Raw genomic sequence first — 20,742 nt, forward strand, 5'->3', positions numbered from 1 at the left:
TTATTTATTAAAACGTCAATTGTAAACCAAAACCAACTTGCCTTGTATTAGGATAAGCACCTAGAGTTACGTTTGTATCAATCTCCGGATCTGGACCTGTATATTCTGTAAAAGTTAATAAGTTACGAGCAAGAAAGAAAAGTTTTGCGCCTTTAAGAGCTTTAGTTTTATCTAAAATCGATTTTGGCAAGTTGTAACCAAATTGCAAATTTTTCAATCTAATGAATGAAGCATCTTCGATCAATCTGCTGTCGAACTGAGTAAACTGTTGTGTTAAGTTAGGAAAGGTTGCATTTTGTCCCGGCGTTTTCCAATAGTCCAATACTGTTGTAGATTGGTTAAATCCAGGGAATGATGTTGGATTTTCAAAGAAATATCTATCATTATTGATCATATATTTACCTTTTGAATATGTGAAATCGACATTCAGATAAAAACCTTCATAGCCTGATGCAAATCCAAAACCACCATTTAACCAAGCATAACGCTGAATACCAGTATTCTGTTGTAAGCCAGCTGCAGAAAAACTACTGGTTACAGCATTAGGATCAGTTCTAGTAACTATACTTGCATCACCTGCATTAGGCACATACCATTGAGGTAAGCCATTTGCTGAGTTTACACCTGCCCACATTGGATAAACATAAGAAACAGGTTCACCAATTGCCCATAATACACCCGTTCCAGGATTCACGTAAAAGTTTTTACCTTGAAACAAATCAGTAATTTTATTTCTGTTCATATTACCATTGATGTATGGTGTTATGAAGGCTCTGTGCTCATCATTCGTGTAAACATCAAAATCTAATGTAATATCTACACCTTTGTTTTGAATAGCACCAACATTGGTTCTAACTAAAGAATAACCAGTTGTAAATACCTGAGGCACATTGATTAATTGGTTGCTAGTTTCACGATAATAAAATTCTACATCCAATCTAATGCGATTTAAGAACGATGCTTTGAATCCAGCACTTGTTTTTTGTTGTCTTTCCCATCCTAAATCTGGATTACCTGGAGCGCTTTGAATTACGCCTGGCAAACCATTATAGTTTGAACTTCCAGCAGCGGTAGCTAAACTTTCATAATTACCAATTGCAGAGTTACCACTTGTACCAGTACTGGCTCTAACAGTAAGGTCATTTAACCAGCTAAGGTCTCTCAAGAAATTTTCTTGTTTAGCTCTCCACATACCACCAACAGACCAAAAAGTTGCAGATTGTTTGTTTGCACCAAAACGAGACGACTTATCTTCACGGATTGAAGCATCTAAGAAATATTTACTACTAAAGTTATATTCTAAACGACCGAATAAAGATTTAAATGAATATTCAGACTTGAATGAACTCACTCCTCTATTAGAAGCATCACCGTTTTGAAGGATAAATAAGCCATCATTTGCCAATCTGCTTGTATTTGCACCAAAGTCCTGAGTAATACCATCTACATATTCCTGACCACCTAAAACAGTAAAATTGTGCCTATCCAACGAGAATCTATATTCAATAGTATTGGTTACTGTTTTATTCAACCTTCTTGAATAGGATTCAGATAATGTTCCAGCACCAGGAAAACGAACATCTGATGCCAATCTTGCACTAGTTTCTCTATCAATATAACCATCAATACCACCTTGAGATTTAATGGTTAAGTTTTTAAATGGTGTAATTTCAACAAATCCAGTCGGATTAAACGTTAATCTGTTTCTATTAAATGGTGTATTATCAGCGATGTATCTAGGGCTATATCTACCCCATCCTGGTATAATTGTACCATAATATTCGTTTCCATTTGCATCATATGGCGAAAACCATGGCTGAGCTAATAAAGCCAATGGGCCGTTAGTATCATTACCAGCTAATCCATTAGTTTCGGTATTTGATGTACCTGCAGCCAGGTTCAACCCAATTTTAATATACGGATTTAGGGTTGATGTTAAGTTTGAACGAAGTGTATATCTATCAAAGCCAGAACGAAATCTGTTACCTTCCCCTTCAAAGAAACTACCAGAAAGGTAATAAGCAGTTTTACCACCACCACCAGAAACGGTTACATCTGTTTGATATGTTGGCACGTCTTTTTTATAATAATAGTCATACCATTTCGTATCATTTGGATACTGCGCTAATAATGCCGCAGTTGCCGCAGGGGTTCTTAAACCTTGCTCAATTTGTAACTGACTTAACTGTGCAGTGTTTAGCATGCTTCGATAAAATTTATCACTAGCAGGATTAGCTACAGAATATTGTCCTAAAACAGAAATCGTAGCATCAGTAGCTACTTTACCCCTTTTGGTACTTACGTAAACTACACCATTTGCTGCACGAGCCCCATAAATAGATGTTGAAGACGCATCTTTTAATACAGAAACTGTCTCAATATCATTTGGGTTCATGTTGGTAATTGTAGTTTCATCAACTTGGATACCATCTAATAAAAATAATGGTGCATTACTTGCACCTAATGAACCAACACCATGTAATCTTAAAGAAGAAGTTGAAGAAGGCTCACCAGATGAGGTGAAGACAGTTAGACCTGCGACTTTACCTTGCATAGCATCGAGGGCATTAGCAACTGGTTTATTTTCAACAGTTTTAGCGCTAACAGTTGCAACTGATCCAACTGTACCTGATAATCTCCTCCCTGATCCATAACCTGTTACAACAACTTCATCTAAAACTCTGTTATCATTTTCTAACACAGCATTTAGTGTATTACTACCAGCAGATAATGCCTTTGTAACGGTGTTATAACCAATAGATGAGAAGTCAAATTGAGCAGCGCCAGATGGAGCTTTAATTGTATACTGACCATTTGCATTTGTAGTCGTACCAACATTTGAGTTCTTAATTCGTACAGTGGCACCTGGAATTGGTAATCCATCTTCCTTTGCAGTAACCGTACCAGTGATTGTTCGTTCCTGAGCAAACGCAGAAACTGCGAATAGCATCAACACGAACAAACTTTGTAGAAGTTTTTTCATGAAATTTTAGTTAGTTAAATATTAATTAGTTCAATTTTGAATTCTAAATATAGAGCTCAAATGAATTTTTTAACAAATTTTAACTAAAATTCGAAGCTTTATGATTTTTAGATGACAAACAACACCACAAAAACATCTTATTTGCTCATTTACAAGAACTTACCGGCGTATAAGCAATGCTCATTAAATGTAAACTTCCATATACATCGGCAACGACTAATCATTTACAAATTATATCTAACATCTCAGTTGTGAACAAAGTAGAATTCCTAATATTCGAAAAATATTCTTATAATATTATATGGCTTACAAAGTTTCGTAAAATGCAAAAACCTTTATTAAATCATTATCCTTTTTAAAATCTAAATTATTCTTGGTGATATAATCAAGAACTGACACTGATTTCTCGCCAAATACTTGTTGAATAGATTTATTGTCTCTTTTAAATTCTGTTAAAACATTATTGATAATAGTATAGTATTTTATCCTTTCAATAACCGATTTAGTTGTACTAGCAGAATTGTATTCTCGATATTGCTCAATCCTTTTTACATTTTTCTTCGCCAGCTTTATTCGCCCATCATGTAAAATTTCGTAATAGTTTTTTTCTGTAGACCCTTTAAACGGTGCGAAGCCATTTCTGAATAGTGATGTTTTTGGTAAGCCATCGAGGGTATAATTTAATTTAAATTCAACAACGGGTATCGCAAAGCCAAGTTCTTCTCCTTTCGAATCTTTAAAAATTAACTCGTCTTCAAGCTGATCATACTTAAGTTTCATGTCTTTATAAATCTTACCGTCAGCTTGTTTGACTTCTCCGGCACTCCAATCAGTTAAAAAATATGGTGTTCCTTTTGTATATATGTAATTTCTTGATCTCAATGGCATGCCAATAGATTCTTTCAATCTAAAAAATTCTTGAGCAGAGGCAATATTTCCTGACGTCATTATTAAAATAAAAACCAAGCACTTAAATATATTCTTCATAATATCTAATTTAACAAAAAAGGAGCCTTGAAATAAGGCTCCTTTAAATTTAACATATTCTTAGATTATGGTTTATCCCACCACATTCTATTGTTGATACTGTTAGTAGTCCAACCTTGCTGAGCCAAAGCAGCAGCGTAATTTGCACTATTTGTAGTTTGATCTGCAGTTGGATAACCTACACGTCTTGGAATTACTGTACCATTTTGAGAATTTGGTCCTGGTACTAAAGCAGGGAATCCCGTTCTTCTAAATTCAGACCATGCTTCCCATCCATCTAAGTATAAAGCAATCCATCTTTGAGTTCCAATTTGCTGTAAAGCTGTTGCCGGATTATAAAGGATTCCTGTAGCAGTTTTAAATGCAGGGTTAGCTACACCATATTGCGTTAATGAAGCATCAATACCTGCATTGTAATAATTTGCAGCTGTTGCATCTCCACCAGCAATCCAACCTCTCTTAGCACCTTCTGCTAATGCAAACTGAACTTGCGCTCCGGTAAAGATATACGCCGGAGAACCTGCGCCACGCAAAGCTGTACCAATACGGCTATAACTATTAGGGATATTAACCTGAGTTTGAACGCCAAATAGTAAACCAACAACCTGGTTGCCTGCCAAAACCTCACCATAAACAGGTAATCTTGGATCGGTACCAGTACCGTTATTTTTCATGATATCCACTATAGTTTTGCTAATTGCAAAGTCATTACGGTTAGAAATGCTATAGTTATTATACCAAGGGTTTAAATTGTTCGGATCTCCTGCAAGGAAAGTGTATTTCAAAGTTTCTCCCGAAGCTAAAGGTGTTGCAGTTATTGCCGAAGCAAATTCTGTTGCAGCAAATTCACCCGCATTAGGATAAACTTTAGATAATCTTAACGCCATTAGTAACCTTTGTGTAGCAGCAAATTTTTTCCATGAATCCATATCACCACCAAACATAATGTCGCCGGTTGGACCAGCACCAGCATCAATTTGCGCTACAGCTTCTTTAAGTTCTTTAAAAAGATCTTTATAAATTTCTTCTTGTTTTGTGAACTTAGGTGTAATGTTAGCACTATTTAATGCTTCAGTATAAGGAACATCACCCCATCTATCAGTTATTTTCCAAAAGATGTATGCCTTCATGATTCTGGCTACAGCAATTTGATTGTTGATAGAACCATTGGCGGCAGGATCTGCTTCAGGAGCGCCTGCTCTAGCAAAAGTAATTACCTGGTTAAGGTTTTTTAATACTTCAGAATAAAAACCATAATAACTAGGGTTTAACGTACTTCCGGCATCATTAAACGGAGAAACCGTTAAATATGGACCTTCTGAAATATGCTGCCCAAAAATTGCCCCTGTTGTAGATAAGGTTGTAGTAGCATTTGTATTTGTTGCTCCGTTAACCTGGCTTTTCTGCATGGCAAAAGTAAGCAATGCTTTTGTAGCTGCTTTAGCTACTCTGGTTTGATCGACATTTGTATCGCCAAACTCACGAAATTTATTACAGCCAGAAGCAAGAATACCCACCCCAACAGCTAGAAATATATATTTTTTTATATTTTTCATATCCTTATAAATTAAAGTCCAATTCTTAAATTAAGACCAAATGTACGAGACGATGGCAACTGCCCGCCTTCTTGCCAGAAATTTTCAATCTCTGATGGATCAACACCATATTTTTTACCAGGAGCAGAAATTAACCATGCGTTACCAACAACTAAGCCTAAATTAGCTGATTTTAAGAAACCAGTTCTCGCTAATACTTTGCTTGGTAAGTTATAACCTAATCTAACCTCTCTTAGTTTTAAATATGATGCACTGATCATGAATAACTCACCTGAACCAGTTTGCATACCATTGTAAAATGCTGTACTTGCATCTACATATCTGGTATTTGGTTGACCATTAGCCAGTACACCAGCAAATTTATAACCACCACCTTGAGCTACAGGTAATCTCCAATCAATTCCTTTATCATTAACACCAACAGTTTCTTGTGATAAACCACTACCCATATTGAATGCACGAGTTGTAGAGTTAAATAAACCTCCTTTTTGGAAATCAACAGAGAATGCTAAATCGAAATTGAACACTTTTAATGATGAGTAAGCACCACCATTAAATTTAGGACGAGCATAACCTATAAATTGGTTTGGCGTAGATGTTGGTAAACCGCTTGCCGCGATAATCACATTACCATTTGCGTCACGATTCCAGGTACGACCTAAAATGTAACCCCATTCCTGACCTTCACGTAAGTTTAATGTGTTATTAAAGAAAGTACTTGTTTGATAAATTACGTTAGTTTGTTGGTCTGTAATTTTGTTAACAATTGTTTTTGATTTACTAAAGTTAACTGTTAAATCCCAACTAACATTTTTCGATTGAACAGGAGAACCTGTTAAGCTAAACTCGAAACCTCTGTTTGTTAAATCTCCGGCGTTAATTAAGTTACTTGTATAACCAGTAGCACCGTTTAATGTTACGCCCAAAATTTGGTTTTTGTTTTTGTTTACATAGTATGCGAAATCTAAACCAATTCTATTTTTCAAGAATTTCAATTCTGTACCAATCTCAAATGAATTTGTTTTAGCTGGAACAATTCTACCATCTCTAAATTCGTTACCAATCGCTAATGAAGGATTAGATCCATAAGCTGGAGAGGTATTGTATTGAAGATTTACACGATATGGATCCACGTCAGAACCAACCTGTGCGTATGCTAATCTCAATTTACCGAATGATAAGGTGTTTTTTATACCTGCAGGTAAGAACTCGGAGAAAACGAATGATGTTGAAACAGATGGGTAGAAATATGAGTTTAAGTCAGGAGCAAATACTGATGACCAGTCATTTCTAGCTGTAATATCTAAATAAAGAAAGTTTTTATATGCTAATGATGCTTTACCAAAAATACTTCTTACTTCTTTCTCGAAATAATCATTTGAAACTGTAGGACGAGCCAAAGAAGCTGCAATATTGAAATAGTTAGGGAAACTTAAACCACCAGCTGTTTCCATGTTGATTCTTTCTCTTTTCTCATGACGGATGTTTCCGGCAGCCAAAGCGTTTAAAGTAAAATCACCGAAAGTTTTATTGTAAGTTAAGTTTAACTCGTAGTTGAATTCCGAATCTGTCCAGTTTCTCGTTTTAAAATAATCTTGTTGTAAACCGCCTGTTGCCATGCGCTCATCTCCAGATTCATTATTAATATTTCCTCTTAAGAAACCCGCTAATGCTAAACCACTGCCTAAATCATATTTTAAGCCTAAGTTACCAACTATACGGTTGTTTCTTTGCGTTCTGTAGTTGTTTTTAACTACCCAGAAAGGGTTATCCCAATATTGAGGAGTTGTAATTTCAGATAAATCGCCAGTTCCGTTTGGATTACCAATATTCCAAGAGGTAACGGTTCCATCAGCTAAAACCTGGTTATCTCTCATATAGTTCATATCTAATTGACGTTGGAACCACTGGTTAAATCCTTGAACAACGTTTAACCCATCATTACGATAAGTTTCGTAAGGTTGACCGATTCTGTTTTCTTTTGCAAATTGAAAATCGGTTGATACCGTTAATCTCTTACTTACATCGTAAGAACCGTTAACGTTTAAAATGTTCATAGAACGATTAGCATTATCCTGTACAAGAGATCTGGTTTGATTTGTGTAACCTACACGAAGGTTATAACCTTCACCGCCAGTTGTAAAAGCAATACTATTGTTATAACTACCACCTGTTTTTAAATAATCTTTAATGTTATTTGGCTGAGCAGTTAGCGGAACTAATTTTCCGAAATCCTGACCTGGGTACCAGCTATAATAAGGACGGTACAAAGTGGTGCCGTCGATTTTTGGACCAAAACTCGCATCTGCACCATAATCTAACATGTTTTGACCATTAAAAGCTGCCCATGCCGCAGGGTGAATTGCAGGATTGTAAACAAATTTTTCGAATTGACCGCTGTAACCACCTGCATATTCGTTTTGATAATCAGGCAATAAAGATGTTTTTTCGATAGCTAATCCAGAATTGATTTCGATTGAAGTACCACCATTTCTAGCTCCTTTTTTACTTGTAATGATTACCACACCATTGTAGGCACGCTGACCATATAATGCGGTCGCAGCAGCACCTTTAAGTACAGTAATACTTTCAATGTTATCCATGTTTACGTTAGCTTGATCAGCAGGCGTTCCATCAACAACAAATAAAGGTGAACCTACAGTAAAACCGTTAATACCACGTACAATTACAGAAGCATTATCAAATGAAGAACTTGGAGAACCGTTTAATTGTACACCGGCTACTTTTCCTGCCAATGCAGTACTAATATCAGTGTTTTTTGCAACGGTTAGAACTTCGCTTTTAAGAGTAGTTGCAGCATATCCTAATGCTCTTGCCTCTCTTTTTTCGCCTAATGCAGTTACAACAACTTCTGATAACATTGTTGCGTCTTCTGCTAAAACGACATTGATTGTAGTTGCAGAACCTAAAGTTCTAGTTTGTGATGTAAAGCCAATAGAGCTGAACACTAATGAAGTTGCTGATGAAGGAACTCTTAATGAGTATTTTCCGTCTGCACCAGTTACAGCGCCACCAGAGGCACCAGGGATTTTCACACTTACTCCAGGAATCGGCAATTTATCTGCCGATGAAGTAACCGTACCTGAGATTGTTCGATCTTGTGCCATTGCTGTTACAGCAACGAACATAAGTATGAACAAACTTTGTAGAAGTTTTTTCATAATTTGAAAATAGGTTAGTTAATGATAGTTAATAAAGTGCTAATGTATAGTTACTTGGCAAAAACACCAAATTTATCTTTAACATTTTTTAACATTTAACATTTCAAATTATAATGCTAGCCTAATCTCAACATTAAAGTTACATTAAAATCAAAAGTGATTAATAAAACTATAGCCTATTTAAAATGATGCAACTATTCATTTCAAATAGGCTAGAAGCAGGTAATTAGTTAAAGCAGAAAAGGTTGCCTTTTAATAAGTGCAAAAAATTATATTACCAAAAAGCGTTTTGCCACCTTCCCAAAAGTTTCTGAATAAAGGGTCGTTGGCCAAATAAACAATATTACCTCTTCCTGATTCCTGAATGCCAATCATCAAGCCTGTTTTTAAATCTTCCCTAACTTTTTTGCCAACAACGCCAGCCATTAAGCTTTTATCAGCTAATTGCCCTACATTCCAGCCTTTGGTTAAAGGTTCGTAAATTTTACGATCTGTTTTTAATGAATAATAGAATTTGCCTAAACCATATGCAAATGGATGTGAGGCATCCATATTTACTTTATATATCGCTCCGGGGATGCTGTTTTCGTAATCATCTCTGTCTTTATCTTTAAAAAGGAGTTTACTCGGTTCAGGTTTTTCATCCTTTTTAACAATAGCATCTTTCTTTTTAATGTCGAAACCTTTTTTATCTATTACGCTTTCTATGGCATCTTCCATTAAAATAAGTTTACCACCCTTACTAATCCAACCTTTTAAGCCTTCATCCACAAAAGTTCCATAATTTCCATCCGGTAGGATAACTGTATTAATTTTGTTGATATCGAGATTATTTAAATCTCTGGAATTAATAATTACCGGTGATAAGCCCAAATCGTGCTCAATATAATACCAAACTTCGCCGAAGGCTAAAGAAGAAACTTCATTACCTGATACTATTGCAATTTTTGGTTGTTTTAAAATCGGATAAACCGAAGAGCCGAAATCTTTCCCTTTATCAACAAATCCGCTGGTTATGGCTTGTACGGGTTTGCCCGCGGTCTTAGCAACTTTAATAACTTTATCTCTTAATGCCTTAACTGTTTTTTCATTCTCCATCCTAAGCACAATTAATGTTCCGGCGCTATATTCCTTGCCGGCAACGGTAAAGGCCTGGTCTGCTTGTCGCACTTTAATATTTTCTTTCTGCAATTCGCTTAAAACCTGTGCATCTTCACTTGTTCCCCAACTAAATAACCAGGCTAATGGTTTTTCCAAATCATTAGAAACAATTTCACTCTCTTGCATTGCACTGTACTTACCTTTAATATTTTCTTTACTTGCATAAGCTTTCAATCCGTATACATAAGGCAATGCCCATGCAGTAATATCATAAGTATTTGAATCTGTTACAACCGTTTTCGGTTCTAAAAGGACATTTGCCAAAACTGCTCGCGATTGCTGAAGACTAACAATTAAATCATTACGGCCCAAGGTAAAATTCTCTTCCTTTTGTGTATCATAATCAAAACCTCTCCCGCCTTTATCGCCACCAAAAGCAAATTCAATTTTGTTTTTAGTTAAAAGTTCAGCTAGCTTTTTTAAGCGAGATAAATTTGTTGCTTTAATAATATAACTTTTGTAAACGCCTGGAGAAGTGCTCAGTTCTTGCTGGAAATATTTCTTGTACTCATCCAAAAGCTTTGTATGATTTAAGGAAGTAACCTCTAAGGTAGACATCCCTGTTGTAAAATGGTGAGCAATTCTATCTTTAAGCGTTAAGGTATCTCCATCATTAGTAACAACCGATAAACCAGCCCTGATGCCACCCTGCTCGTAAGTCATACCAATTGCACCATTATATAAAGGATAGGTATCGCCATAAGATGGATAAAGTAAATCGAACCGTTCCTTAGTAAAATACTGCCAGCCTTCAGCATCAAAGTATTTAGCATTATTTTTACCAACCACAACCTGAAAACTTCTTTGCCAAGGCGTAATATTCTGATGAACCGGTTCTGCGGCAGGTGCAAAATAATAAGGCTCGTTGTAACTTTGCTCATGAAAATCTACATGAACCTGAGGCATCCATTGGTTATATAAATTTAACCTTTGCTTGCTTTCAAGCTGAGTTTGCCATGCCCAATCTCTATTTAAATCGAAATAATAATGGTTTGGCCTTCCGCCTGGCCAAGGCTCAATGTGCTCTCTAGAGGTAGGATCGGAGTTTGGTGTTTTACCAACAACGCTGTTAAAATAATTTACGTAGCGGTCTCTTCCATCTGGGTTTAAGCACGGATCAATAATCACAACCGTATTTTTTAACCATCCATTGGCGGGCTGATTGGTACCTGAAACAAGGTTGTAAAGCATTTTCATTGAGGTTTCTGTTGAGTTTGCCTCGTTTCCATGCACATTATAGCTTAACCATAATATACCAGGCTGATTTGCTAAATCAATACCTGCGGATTTGCCTGTTGCTATTGCAAGATTATTACTTCGAATTTGTTCAATTTTTGATATATTTTCTGGCGATGAAATAACAGCCACCATTAAAGGCCTTCCCTCATTGGTTTTACCATATTCAATCAATTTTACATTTTTTGAAGAAGCAGATGCTGTTTGCCTGAAATAATCTGCTACCTTATAGTGGGGCGTAAAATACGTGCCCAGTTCATAACCTAAAAATTCATCAGGCGATTTTACCTGAGCAGACACAAATAAAATAGAATTCAGCAAAAACAAGCAAAGCGTTAGGGTTTTCTTCATTTTAAAATAAAATTTACCTAATGTACAAATTTTGTTTTTTGTTGATGCTAAAGCTTAATTTTACAGCACATTTTTTACGATGGATATGTTAACAACCGAAAATCTATACAATTTATTTCAGGCAAACCCTTCAATATCAACCGATACAAGAAGCATCACTAAAAACAGCATCTTTTTTGCGCTAAAAGGCGACAATTTCAATGCAAATGAATTTGCACAGCAAGCTATTGAAAAAGGTGCATCGTATGCTATAGTTGATGAGGAGAAATACGCCAATGATAACTGTTTACTGGTTGAGGATGTACTATCTGCCTTGCAGGATTTAGCCCGCCACCATCGTAAGCAATTAAAAATTCCGGTACTTGGTTTAACCGGCAGCAATGGTAAAACAACCAGTAAAGAACTTGTAAATGCCGTTTTAGCAGAGCGATATAAAACCTTTGCCACTTTCGGCAATTTGAATAATCACATTGGTGTGCCGCTTTCTATTCTTTCTATAACTAACAATGTAGAGGTTGCCATTATCGAAATGGGCGCCAATCATCAAAAAGAAATTGAGCTGCTTTGTACCATTGCACAACCTACACATGGCATTATAACAAATGTAGGCATGGCGCATTTAGATGGTTTTGGTGGATTTGAAGGTGTAAAAAAAGGTAAGGCCGAACTTTATGCCTATCTCAAAGAAACAAATGGTTACACATTTATTAACAGAGATAATAAACATTTGCTAGAAATGTGTGCAACTGCAGGTTTAAGCAAACTCATTTATTATGGCACTGAAAACGGTAACACAATTAAAGGTAGCTTAAAAAACAGCGACCCGTTTATCGAGGTAGAATGGACAAATCACGAAGTTTCATCAACAGTAAAAACAAACCTGACTGGAAGTTACAACTTCGAGAATATTTTAGCTGCCATTTGCATTGGCGATTTCTTTGACATGGATGCAGAAGCGATAAACCAAGGCCTTTCCAATTACCAACCTAAAAATAACCGCTCACAATTAACCAAAACTGAAACCAATACGGTAATTTGTGATTTTTACAACGCAAACCCAAGCAGCATGAGCGCTGCTTTAAGCAATATATCAACATTATCTGCTGAACAAAAAACGGTGATTTTAGGCGACATGTTCGAGTTAGGACCGGAATCTGCTGCGCAACACGAAATTATTGCAAAGCAAGCCGAACAAAGCAGACTGGATAAAATTATCCTGATAGGAAAGTATTTTTATGTTTTGAAAGATGAAATAGATGCATTATTCTTCGAAACACCTGCTGAAGCCGCCCATTTTTTGCAGGAAAATCCTGTAAATAACAATCTTGTTTTATTAAAAGGTTCCAGAGGGATGAAACTGGAAAGTTTGCTACAGTATTTATAATTATTCCACCTCTTCGACCAAAATACCTGCATCGGTGATTTCCAATAATGGATTATCACGCATGTTTTGTTCAATTTCTATAGAATACTTCCCGTTTTTTGGAAAACGATGCTTAGTTAAAAGCGGTAATCTGTAATTAAAAATATTACCTGAGCCGCTTCCAAGCCATTCGCCATCATTTTTAGCAAGCTTATACTGGTATCTTTTAGTTACAATATTTTTACCATCGATGAAGTGAGCAAGGATGAAAATGTTCGAATATTTATAATCTGCTGTATGCCTTAATTTGAAATATAAATTATAGCTTTTGGCATAATCTTTTACTTCGAACGAAGTGATTATTCGATTTCTATAAGTCCATTTGCGATCGGTGATTTCATTATTACTATCAACAACGGCAGGTTTACACCCGGAAAAAAATATAACAATTAATAAAAAGCAGAATAAGATTGGAAATTTTCTATTCAGCAGCTGGTTTGTTATCTGAGCCATTTTCCTTGCGGCGATTATTGTTTTTCCTTCTATTATTTCTATTACTGTTTTTATTTTGCTCAGCTTTAACACCGTCAACCTGAGCCGTTTCATCTGCGCCAGCAACAATCGGTTTCTGTTCTGCTTGGGGCTTTTGACTTTTCTGCTGAGGTTTTGGACCGTTTACATAAGCAGGCTTAGGCACAGCCTGTTGTGGAGCTCTCTGTGCTTGATTAGGCTGTTGCTTTTGAACATTTTGTGGCTTATTCCCACCCTGTTTTTGCTCTGAATTTTGGGGGCGCTGATTAGGATTTACACCCGGACTCTTATCTCCTCTGTTTTGACTGTTTTTATTCTTTTTATTTTTGTTGTTGTTTTTACTTCTAGTACGTTCGTCTAATCTGGTTAAACTATCCTGCCCAACAACATTCTCATAATCGAAAGATTTCTCTACAATTACCGGCGCAGCAATTTTTACCGCTTCTTCTTTTAAGTTTGGCGCTTTTTTACCGGCTTTATTCATCGCCATGATTTCCTTAACCCTTGCCGCAGCTACGGGAATCCAGTTTTCATCGCCCTGATAACTAAACCACATTACCTTTTTAAAGATATCCGTTTTTTGATGACGGGCATAACCTGCCTCTGTATCTAGGTTCTCAATTCTATCCGGAATATCTTTTAAGGCATCCAAATAAGTATCCAACTCATAGTTTAAGCAGCATTTTAATTTACCGCATTGGCCGGCAAGTTTTAAAGTATTTAGAGATAGATTTTGGTAACGTGCCGCAGCTGTAGAAACCGTTTTAAAATTAGTTAACCAGGTAGAACAGCATAACTCGCGACCGCAAGAGCCAATTCCACCTAACCGCCCGGCTTCCTGACGCATACCAATCTGGCGCATTTCTATACGAATACGGAAACTTTCGGCCATCTTTTTAATTAACTCTCTAAAATCTACACGTCCATCGGCAGTGTAAAAAAATGTTGCTTTTGTTTTATCAGCCTGATAATCTACATCGCTAATTTTCATCGATAAACGTAAATCCAAAGCCAGTTTACGGGCTTTATGCATGGTTTCCCATTCCATTCCCTTGGCTGCATTCCATTTTTCAACATCAGCTTCTGTAGCTTTTCTGTATATTTTTTTAGTAACCTGATCCATACTGGTTTTACGGCGTTTCATTTGCACCCGAACCAGTTCTCCGGTTAAAGAAACGTGCCCTACATCGAAACCACCTGTTGGACCTTCAACGGCAACAAGCTCTCCAATTTCCAGATAAATGTTATCCGTATTAAGGAAAAATTCTTTGCGAGAACCTTTAAATTTTATTTCTGTAACCTGAAAAGGTTTATAGTTTGAAGGCATATCCAAGTTGGATAGCCAATCGTGAACTTCCATTGTTTGGCACCCACCGGTACCGCAAGAGCCATTACTTTTGCATCCATTAGGGGTGCAACCACCACCAGTAGAACAACTTCCACATCCCATAGCTAATTGTATATATATTGAGTCCCCGTAGGGAGCGTTTTAAACCTGATAATTTTTACCAATTGTAAAGATACATCTAAAAAGAGAATTTTTGGGTTTGCATTTCTTTCAATATGGTAATGTGCCTTTTCTAATTCGGCTATAATGGCTTCAGCCATTGGTAAGGTAAGCACATGGGTGCTTAACTTTTTCGCTGTTTCGAGCGTGAGTGGAGGTAGTTTTACCAATGCCTCAGCTCCGCTGATAATTAAGCAACATTCTCTCAAATAATTAATTCCGTATTTTAAAAAGTTCTTCTGATTTTCCCGGCCCCATTTTGCCGCTTCATCTGTAAATTCAATTAAATCGGGCACTTTATTGCTATAACCATTTCTTAGCCATGAAGCAAAAATTCCGGAGCTATCATTCTGCATATCGGCCGCCAAAGCCTTTGCTTCAATAAGATTTCCATCTGCTAAAAAAGCATAATCTATTGCCTGATTTTCGCTAAAACTAGTGTTTTGTAACAAATAATTTGAAACCTCATGATTGGTCAGTTTTGGAATTTTAACGATTTGCGTACGCGAAAGTATTGTAGTTAAAATTTGCTCCTGATTTTGAGCAATTAAGATAAATAATGTATTTGCAGGCGGTTCTTCAATTAATTTTAACAGTGCATTACCGGCTTTATCCAAATATTCTGGTAACCACATAATTAAAACCTTGGTTTCGGCTTCAAAAGCTTTGTAGCTTAATTTTTTGATAATATCGTGGCTTTCTGAAATTGGAATATTTGGCTGTTTATTACCTGCATCTAATTTTGAGCGCCAAACATCCATGTCAAAATAAGCATCACTCAAAACCATACTTCGCCATTCTTCCAAAACATCAACAGCTGTTTTTATACTTGTTGAAGCAAAAAAAGGATATGAAAAATGTAAATCCGGGTGAATAAGCCGTTCATATTTGCGGCAATTGCCACACAAACCACAGCTATCTTGTTCGGTTCTATCTAAGCAATTTATGTACTGAGCATAGGCAATGGCAAGTGGCACAGCGCCAGCACCTTGAGGCGATAAAAACAACTGGGCATGACTTATCCGGTTTTCTTTTACCGTCTGCGTCAATTGTTGTTTAATCCGCTCTTGTCCTATTATTTCTTTAAACTGCATTTGGTGCAAAATAAGAATTTGAATTGAAATAAGGTAAATTCCACTTAGATTTTGACCCAAACAAAACCTATCCGATTCTATATCATTACAGATGAGCCATTTAAGTTATCGAAAAACGATGGTATAATTATTTGCAAACAGACCAGCAAATATCAAAAGTTAATCAGCATTTAGATTTTAATTTACCAATAAAAAAATACCCAACTTGAAAAGCAATGATTTAAAATTTTAAAATTGGCTTAATGTTTGATAATTCTCACTCTAAATAAGAGTAAAACTACTGCCTAAATAAACAATAGTTTGCTTCATCCTAAGATACCATCCCAATTTTTTAGCATTAAAAATTAAGATTTATGAAAATAATGAAAGGGAAATCTGTGGCATATAAATTCTACCGTGTAACATGAGTGTGACTAAATTTTTTCTATATTTGACACCCAACCGTTACGCTCAACTAACTTTTGTCATCAGAATGAACCGCTTAAAGTCTTTATTATGGCTATTTTTATTGCTATTTACGATGGCGAGCGCTGCTCAAAATAAATCCAAGTTAATTCGGGTTGTTGTATTTAATGAGAAAAATCTTCCGTTTGAGAATGTTACCGTACAGCTTTTATCTGCTAAAAATGTGCTTGTAAAATCTGGGAGAACAGATAAAAAAGGTACTGTGTTATTTAGCGAACCCGTTAAAGGAAACTATTATTTTTTAGCAAAGGTTATTGGTTACGAGAATGGAAAATCAATACAAATTAAATCGCCTTTCGTACTAAATACCATAAATATAAAAATTCTTCCAAGTAGTCAGGTACTTAAAGATGTTGTTGTTGAAGGGAAAAAACCGCCAATACAGCACATTCAGGGCAAAATTGTAATAAATGTTGATGCCGGCATTACCAATACAGGTGTATCCGTTTTAGAGTTGCTTGAAAAATCTCCAGGAGTTATGGTTGATAAAGACGGAGCAATTAGTTTACAAGGCAAACCGAATGTTTTGGTAATGATTGATGGTAAACCAACATATTTATCGGGCGGAGAATTAACCAATCTATTAGCTGGTATGAATTCATCTCAGGTTAATCAAATCGAATTGATGACCAATCCTTCAGCAAAATATGATGCCAGCGGCAATGGCGGAATTATAAATATTAAAACCAAAAAACTTAATCAGGATGGTTTCAATGGCTCTGTAAGTATTGTAGGCGGCTGGAGCCGAGATTATAAAAATAATAATGGGTTGTTGCTAAATTTCAAAAAGGGCAAATTAAACGCTTTTGCAGCTGCAAATTTTAATATAGGCAACAGCTTTACTGATATTTACGCAAACCGTAATTACTTAGATCAAAATAAGAATACAACTGCTGTTTTAGAACAAAATACTGCAATTGCCAACCTCATGCGGTATAAATTTTTAAAAGCGGGTGTTGATTTTTACGCTTCAAAAACTACTACTATCGGTTTTTCGGCAAGTGGAACTTTAATTAATAGAGATGGGAAAAGTGATGCTGTTGCTATGTGGAAAAAACCAAATGGTGTTTTAGATTCAGCAATATCAACGGTAAGTAATTCTTTTTATAAGTTAAAAAATGGTGCTGCAAATCTTAATTTTAAACAATTAATTGGAAAAAATCATGAATTATCGGTTGATGTTGACTTGCTAAGGTATAACATGAACAACAACCAGCAATTTACAAACAGATTAATTTTAGCAAATAGTTATACCCAAGGTACAGATATTCAAAGCCCATCCAATTTAAAAATATTTTCTGCTAAAGCTGATTATACCATTCGCCTTGGCAAAAACAACACTTTAGAATCTGGTTTCAAATCATCATCCATAACAACAGATAATAAAGCAGATTTTATAAGTATTAATGGATTAATAAGAACACCTGATTTAAACCGGAGCAATCATTTCAAGTACAAAGAAAACATTAATGCTTTGTACACCAGTTTTGAACATAAAACCAGCAAATTTAATGCGCAAATAGGTATGCGTTTCGAAAACACCGATTATGATGCGAATCAGTTAGGCAATAGCGCTAAACCCGATTCTTCATTTTCAAGAAGTTATGCCAATTTATTCCCTTCAGGTTACTTAAGTTATCAGGCCGATTCTTTAAACATGTTTACCTTAACGGCTAGCCGTAGAATAGACAGGCCGCCGTACCAAAAGTTAAATCCATTTACTTTTATTATTAACAAATACACTATTCAAAGGGGTAATCCGTACATATTGCCCCAAAACAGCTGGAATTTAGAATTAAGCCATCGCTACAATCAACTCCTAACTACAACTGTATCTTATAGTGTAATTAATAATTATTTTTCTCAGTTATTTTTATCCGAAGGCTCGGATATTTTAATCTACACAGATGGCAATGTAGGCAAAATGAAAAATTTAGGATTATCAGCATCATTACAAATCTCTCCGTTAAAATGGTGGTTAGTTAATGGTCAAGGTAATTTTAATTATAAGCAACTCGATGGTTATCAAAACGTAAACTATCAATCATCGGTAAACCAGTTTCAATTTAATCTGAGCAATCAATTTACAATTACCAAAACATTAAATGCAGAGCTTTCTGGTTTTTACATAACAAAGGCACGTAACGATTTACAAGAATTACTTTATCCAACAGGGCAAATTTCGGGGGCCATTTCTAAAAGCATTTTTAAGGGCAAAGGTTCGCTGAAGTTTAATGCCAGAGATATTTTCTTTACGCAGGCGATGGAAGGCCTAACCGATTTTCCGCAAGCGCAAGAATATTTTAAACTAACCCGCGATAGCCGTTTGTTTTTCTTAAGTTTTAGTTACCGTTTTGGCAAACCTTTGAAATTACCTAAACGCTCTACCGGCAGTGCTAATGAAGAAATGAAGAGAGCAGGCTCATAGATAGTAAGCCGTTATTGCTATGCGAAACACCTATTTATTAAAAAACCTTACCTTTGATGCTTTTTAACAAGCCCGGTTGATTACAATTTGGGTTTTAGATTTTGATATGCCCAGAATCCTTGCCTTCGATTACGGAACAAAACGCATCGGCATTGCCGTTACCGATCCATTGCAAATTATTGCTACAGGTTTAGATACCATTCACCCTAAAGATGCGATAGAATACATCAAAAAATATTTATCTATTGAGCAGGTAGAGGCATTTGTATTGGGCGATCCAAAGCAAATGGATGGATCAGATTCTGATTCAAAACAACATGCTAAAGGTTTTGCTACTTCGTTAAAAAAGGCTTTTCCCACCATTCCGCAGTATTGGGTAGACGAGCGTTTTACCTCAAAAATGGCCCATCAAACCATTATGCAAAGTGGTTTAAAAAAATCAGACAGGAGAAATAAGGAAAGGGTTGATACCGTTGCAGCAACCATCATTTTACAATATTTTATGGAAACTAACCGTTTATAACCAAACAAAATGAGCCTGATAAACGAAGATTTACAAAACTTACTTACCGATTATTGCGAGCCTGAAAGCGAATTGCTACAGCAAATTGATAGAGAAACAAATTTAAAAGTTTTAATGCCCCGCATGTTATCCGGACACTACCAAGGTAGGGTTTTGAGTATGCTGAGCAAAATGATATCGCCAAACAGAATTTTAGAAATTGGAACCTTTACGGGCTATGCTACACTTTGTTTGGCAGAAGGTTTAACAGAAAATGGCATTATTTACACACTCGATATTAATGTAGAGCTTGAAGAAATGGTTCGCCGAAACTTCTCAAAATCGCCCTACCACAACAAAATCAACTATATTTTAGGCGATGCCACAGAAACAGTAAACCAATTAGAGGAGGTTTTTGATATCGTTTTTATTGATGCAGATAAGAAAAACAACGGCACATATTACGATTTGATTTTTGAACGCGTTCGCCCGGGAGGAATTATTATTGTGGATAATGTGTTGTGGAGTGGAAAAGTACTGCAACAAAAGCAAGATAAAGACACGCAGAATATAACTAGCTTTAATGATAAAATAGCTGAAGATAAAAGAGTTGAGAAATTAATTTTACCGGTTAGGGATGGCCTTTTTGTGATAAGGAAGAAATAAAAATATTCGTTATTGCGATTGATGAAGCAATGACGGCAATAGAAATAAGAATGAAAAATATTTTTACTTTTTGGATTTTACTTTTAAGTGTAATAACGCTAAAAGCACAAAATACCGAAGATTATATAACCGAACATGCAACTATTGCGCAAACGCTGATGCATGAACATAAAATACCGGCAAGTTTAATACTGGCTGTCGCGATACATGAATCTGCATCTGGCAATAGCAGAATTGCCCAATATTTAAATAATCACTTTGGAGTTAAAGGTCCAAATAACAACAGCGAAATTCGTTCTTCCTATCGGGATTATTTAAGTGCTGAAGAATCTTATAACCATTTTGTAGAGATTATGGAAACCCGTTCTCCGTTTAATAACCTTTTTGGAAAGTATGACCAATATGATTATAAAGGTTGGGCAAGAGGTATACAGCGCTCGGGTTATGCACACAGCAGAAGTTGGGCAAGCCAGGTAATTGCATTGGTTAAAAAGCATGAGCTTTACCAATATGATGAACGTCCGGAAGGTTATGAAGAGCCTGTTTATAAATCTGCTTACAAAAAGAAAAGTTCCAAAAGCCGTCTTACAAAAACATATACAGTAAAACCCGGCGATAATTTAAGCGTTATTGCTAAAAAGAAAGGTGTAACTGTTAAATCGTTAATGATTAAAAATGGTTTGAAAAAAGCTAACCTTAAACCTGGTCAAAAAATTAAACTGTAAAAATA

Annotated in this window: 13 protein-coding genes; 5 read left to right on the top strand and 8 right to left on the bottom strand. The window is 35.9% G+C overall.

Annotated features, from left to right (window positions below):
* Positions 1-7: 7 nt before the first annotated feature.
* The 5 genes from LUA90_RS05135 to LUA90_RS05155 form a co-directional block, all read right to left on the bottom strand.
* The gene (locus LUA90_RS05135; RefSeq protein ID WP_231490533.1) at positions 8-2,983 is read right to left on the bottom strand and encodes a SusC/RagA family TonB-linked outer membrane protein; all 2,976 of its coding nucleotides are present in this window, start codon (positions 2,981-2,983) and stop codon (positions 8-10) included.
* Positions 2,984-3,289: 306 nt separating this feature from the next.
* Positions 3,290-3,970, bottom strand: a complete 681-nt coding sequence (locus tag LUA90_RS05140; protein ID WP_231490534.1) for a hypothetical protein — start codon at positions 3,968-3,970, stop codon at positions 3,290-3,292.
* 65 nt (positions 3,971-4,035) lie between these two features.
* Positions 4,036-5,526, bottom strand: a complete 1,491-nt coding sequence (locus tag LUA90_RS05145; protein WP_231490535.1) for a SusD/RagB family nutrient-binding outer membrane lipoprotein — start codon at positions 5,524-5,526, stop codon at positions 4,036-4,038.
* A gap of 11 nt (positions 5,527-5,537) precedes the next feature.
* Positions 5,538-8,708, bottom strand: a complete 3,171-nt coding sequence (locus LUA90_RS05150) for a SusC/RagA family TonB-linked outer membrane protein (protein WP_231490536.1) — start codon at positions 8,706-8,708, stop codon at positions 5,538-5,540.
* Between the two features lie 252 nt (positions 8,709-8,960).
* Positions 8,961-11,456, bottom strand: a complete 2,496-nt coding sequence (locus LUA90_RS05155) for a M14 family metallopeptidase (RefSeq protein WP_231490537.1) — start codon at positions 11,454-11,456, stop codon at positions 8,961-8,963.
* Between the two features lie 85 nt (positions 11,457-11,541).
* Here LUA90_RS05155 and murF point away from each other — a divergent pair, with 85 nt between their 5' ends.
* On the top strand, positions 11,542-12,840 hold the full coding sequence (gene murF / locus LUA90_RS05160) for a UDP-N-acetylmuramoyl-tripeptide--D-alanyl-D-alanine ligase (RefSeq protein WP_231490538.1): 1,299 nt from the start codon (positions 11,542-11,544) through the stop codon (positions 12,838-12,840).
* Here the strand turns inward: murF and LUA90_RS05165 are convergent, their stop codons facing one another.
* Genes LUA90_RS05165 through LUA90_RS05175 form a run of 3 tightly spaced genes read right to left on the bottom strand, consistent with a single transcriptional unit; the run spans position 12,841 to position 15,951 of the window.
* Positions 12,841-13,332, bottom strand: a complete 492-nt coding sequence (locus LUA90_RS05165; protein WP_231490539.1) for a gliding motility lipoprotein GldH — start codon at positions 13,330-13,332, stop codon at positions 12,841-12,843.
* Complete coding sequence (gene ricT / locus LUA90_RS05170; RefSeq protein ID WP_231490540.1) at positions 13,301-14,800, bottom strand: regulatory iron-sulfur-containing complex subunit RicT; 1,500 nt, start codon at positions 14,798-14,800, stop codon at positions 13,301-13,303. The genes LUA90_RS05165 and ricT overlap by 32 nt, the downstream gene beginning before the upstream one ends.
* 2 nt (positions 14,801-14,802) lie before the next feature.
* Positions 14,803-15,951: a hypothetical protein gene (locus LUA90_RS05175; protein WP_231490541.1), complete on the bottom strand. Its 1,149-nt coding sequence runs from the start codon at positions 15,949-15,951 to the stop codon at positions 14,803-14,805.
* Between the two features lie 472 nt (positions 15,952-16,423).
* On the opposite strand from LUA90_RS05175, the gene LUA90_RS05180 reads away from it, so the two are divergent.
* The 4 genes from LUA90_RS05180 (at position 16,424) to LUA90_RS05195 (ending at position 20,737) form a co-directional block, all read left to right on the top strand.
* A complete protein-coding gene (locus tag LUA90_RS05180) occupies positions 16,424-18,844 on the top strand; it encodes an outer membrane beta-barrel family protein (protein ID WP_231490542.1) in 2,421 nt (806 codons plus the stop codon).
* A 106-nt stretch (positions 18,845-18,950) separates the two neighbouring features.
* Positions 18,951-19,367 carry a Holliday junction resolvase RuvX gene (gene ruvX, locus LUA90_RS05185; protein WP_231490706.1) on the top strand — a complete coding sequence of 139 codons (417 nt, stop codon included), beginning with the start codon at positions 18,951-18,953 and terminating at the stop codon, positions 19,365-19,367.
* 9 nt (positions 19,368-19,376) lie between these two features.
* Positions 19,377-20,012, top strand: coding sequence for an O-methyltransferase (locus tag LUA90_RS05190; RefSeq protein ID WP_231490543.1), 636 nt, complete (start codon positions 19,377-19,379; stop codon positions 20,010-20,012).
* Between the two features lie 50 nt (positions 20,013-20,062).
* Positions 20,063-20,737 carry a glucosaminidase domain-containing protein gene (locus tag LUA90_RS05195; protein WP_231490544.1) on the top strand — a complete coding sequence of 225 codons (675 nt, stop codon included), beginning with the start codon at positions 20,063-20,065 and terminating at the stop codon, positions 20,735-20,737.
* The last annotated feature ends 5 nt before the right edge of the window (positions 20,738-20,742 follow it).

Source organism: Pedobacter sp. Leaf170, from assembly GCF_920984665.1.
GTDB lineage: Bacteria > Bacteroidota > Bacteroidia > Sphingobacteriales > Sphingobacteriaceae > Pedobacter.

Coding starts and splice junctions, on each gene's coding strand:
- LUA90_RS05155 (WP_231490537.1), bottom strand. CDS start 11,456: ATGAAGAAAACCCTAACGCTTTGCTTGTTTTTGCTGAATTCTATTTTA.
- ricT (WP_231490540.1), bottom strand. CDS start 14,800: ATGGGATGTGGAAGTTGTTCTACTGGTGGTGGTTGCACCCCTAATGGA.
- LUA90_RS05150 (WP_231490536.1), bottom strand. CDS start 8,708: ATGAAAAAACTTCTACAAAGTTTGTTCATACTTATGTTCGTTGCTGTA.
- murF (WP_231490538.1), top strand. CDS start 11,542: ATGTTAACAACCGAAAATCTATACAATTTATTTCAGGCAAACCCTTCA.
- LUA90_RS05175 (WP_231490541.1), bottom strand. CDS start 15,951: ATGCAGTTTAAAGAAATAATAGGACAAGAGCGGATTAAACAACAATTG.
- LUA90_RS05195 (WP_231490544.1), top strand. CDS start 20,063: ATGAAAAATATTTTTACTTTTTGGATTTTACTTTTAAGTGTAATAACG.
- LUA90_RS05135 (WP_231490533.1), bottom strand. CDS start 2,983: ATGAAAAAACTTCTACAAAGTTTGTTCGTGTTGATGCTATTCGCAGTT.
- LUA90_RS05190 (WP_231490543.1), top strand. CDS start 19,377: ATGAGCCTGATAAACGAAGATTTACAAAACTTACTTACCGATTATTGC.
- LUA90_RS05140 (WP_231490534.1), bottom strand. CDS start 3,970: ATGAAGAATATATTTAAGTGCTTGGTTTTTATTTTAATAATGACGTCA.
- LUA90_RS05180 (WP_231490542.1), top strand. CDS start 16,424: ATGAACCGCTTAAAGTCTTTATTATGGCTATTTTTATTGCTATTTACG.
- LUA90_RS05165 (WP_231490539.1), bottom strand. CDS start 13,332: ATGGCTCAGATAACAAACCAGCTGCTGAATAGAAAATTTCCAATCTTA.
- ruvX (WP_231490706.1), top strand. CDS start 18,951: ATGCCCAGAATCCTTGCCTTCGATTACGGAACAAAACGCATCGGCATT.
- LUA90_RS05145 (WP_231490535.1), bottom strand. CDS start 5,526: ATGAAAAATATAAAAAAATATATATTTCTAGCTGTTGGGGTGGGTATT.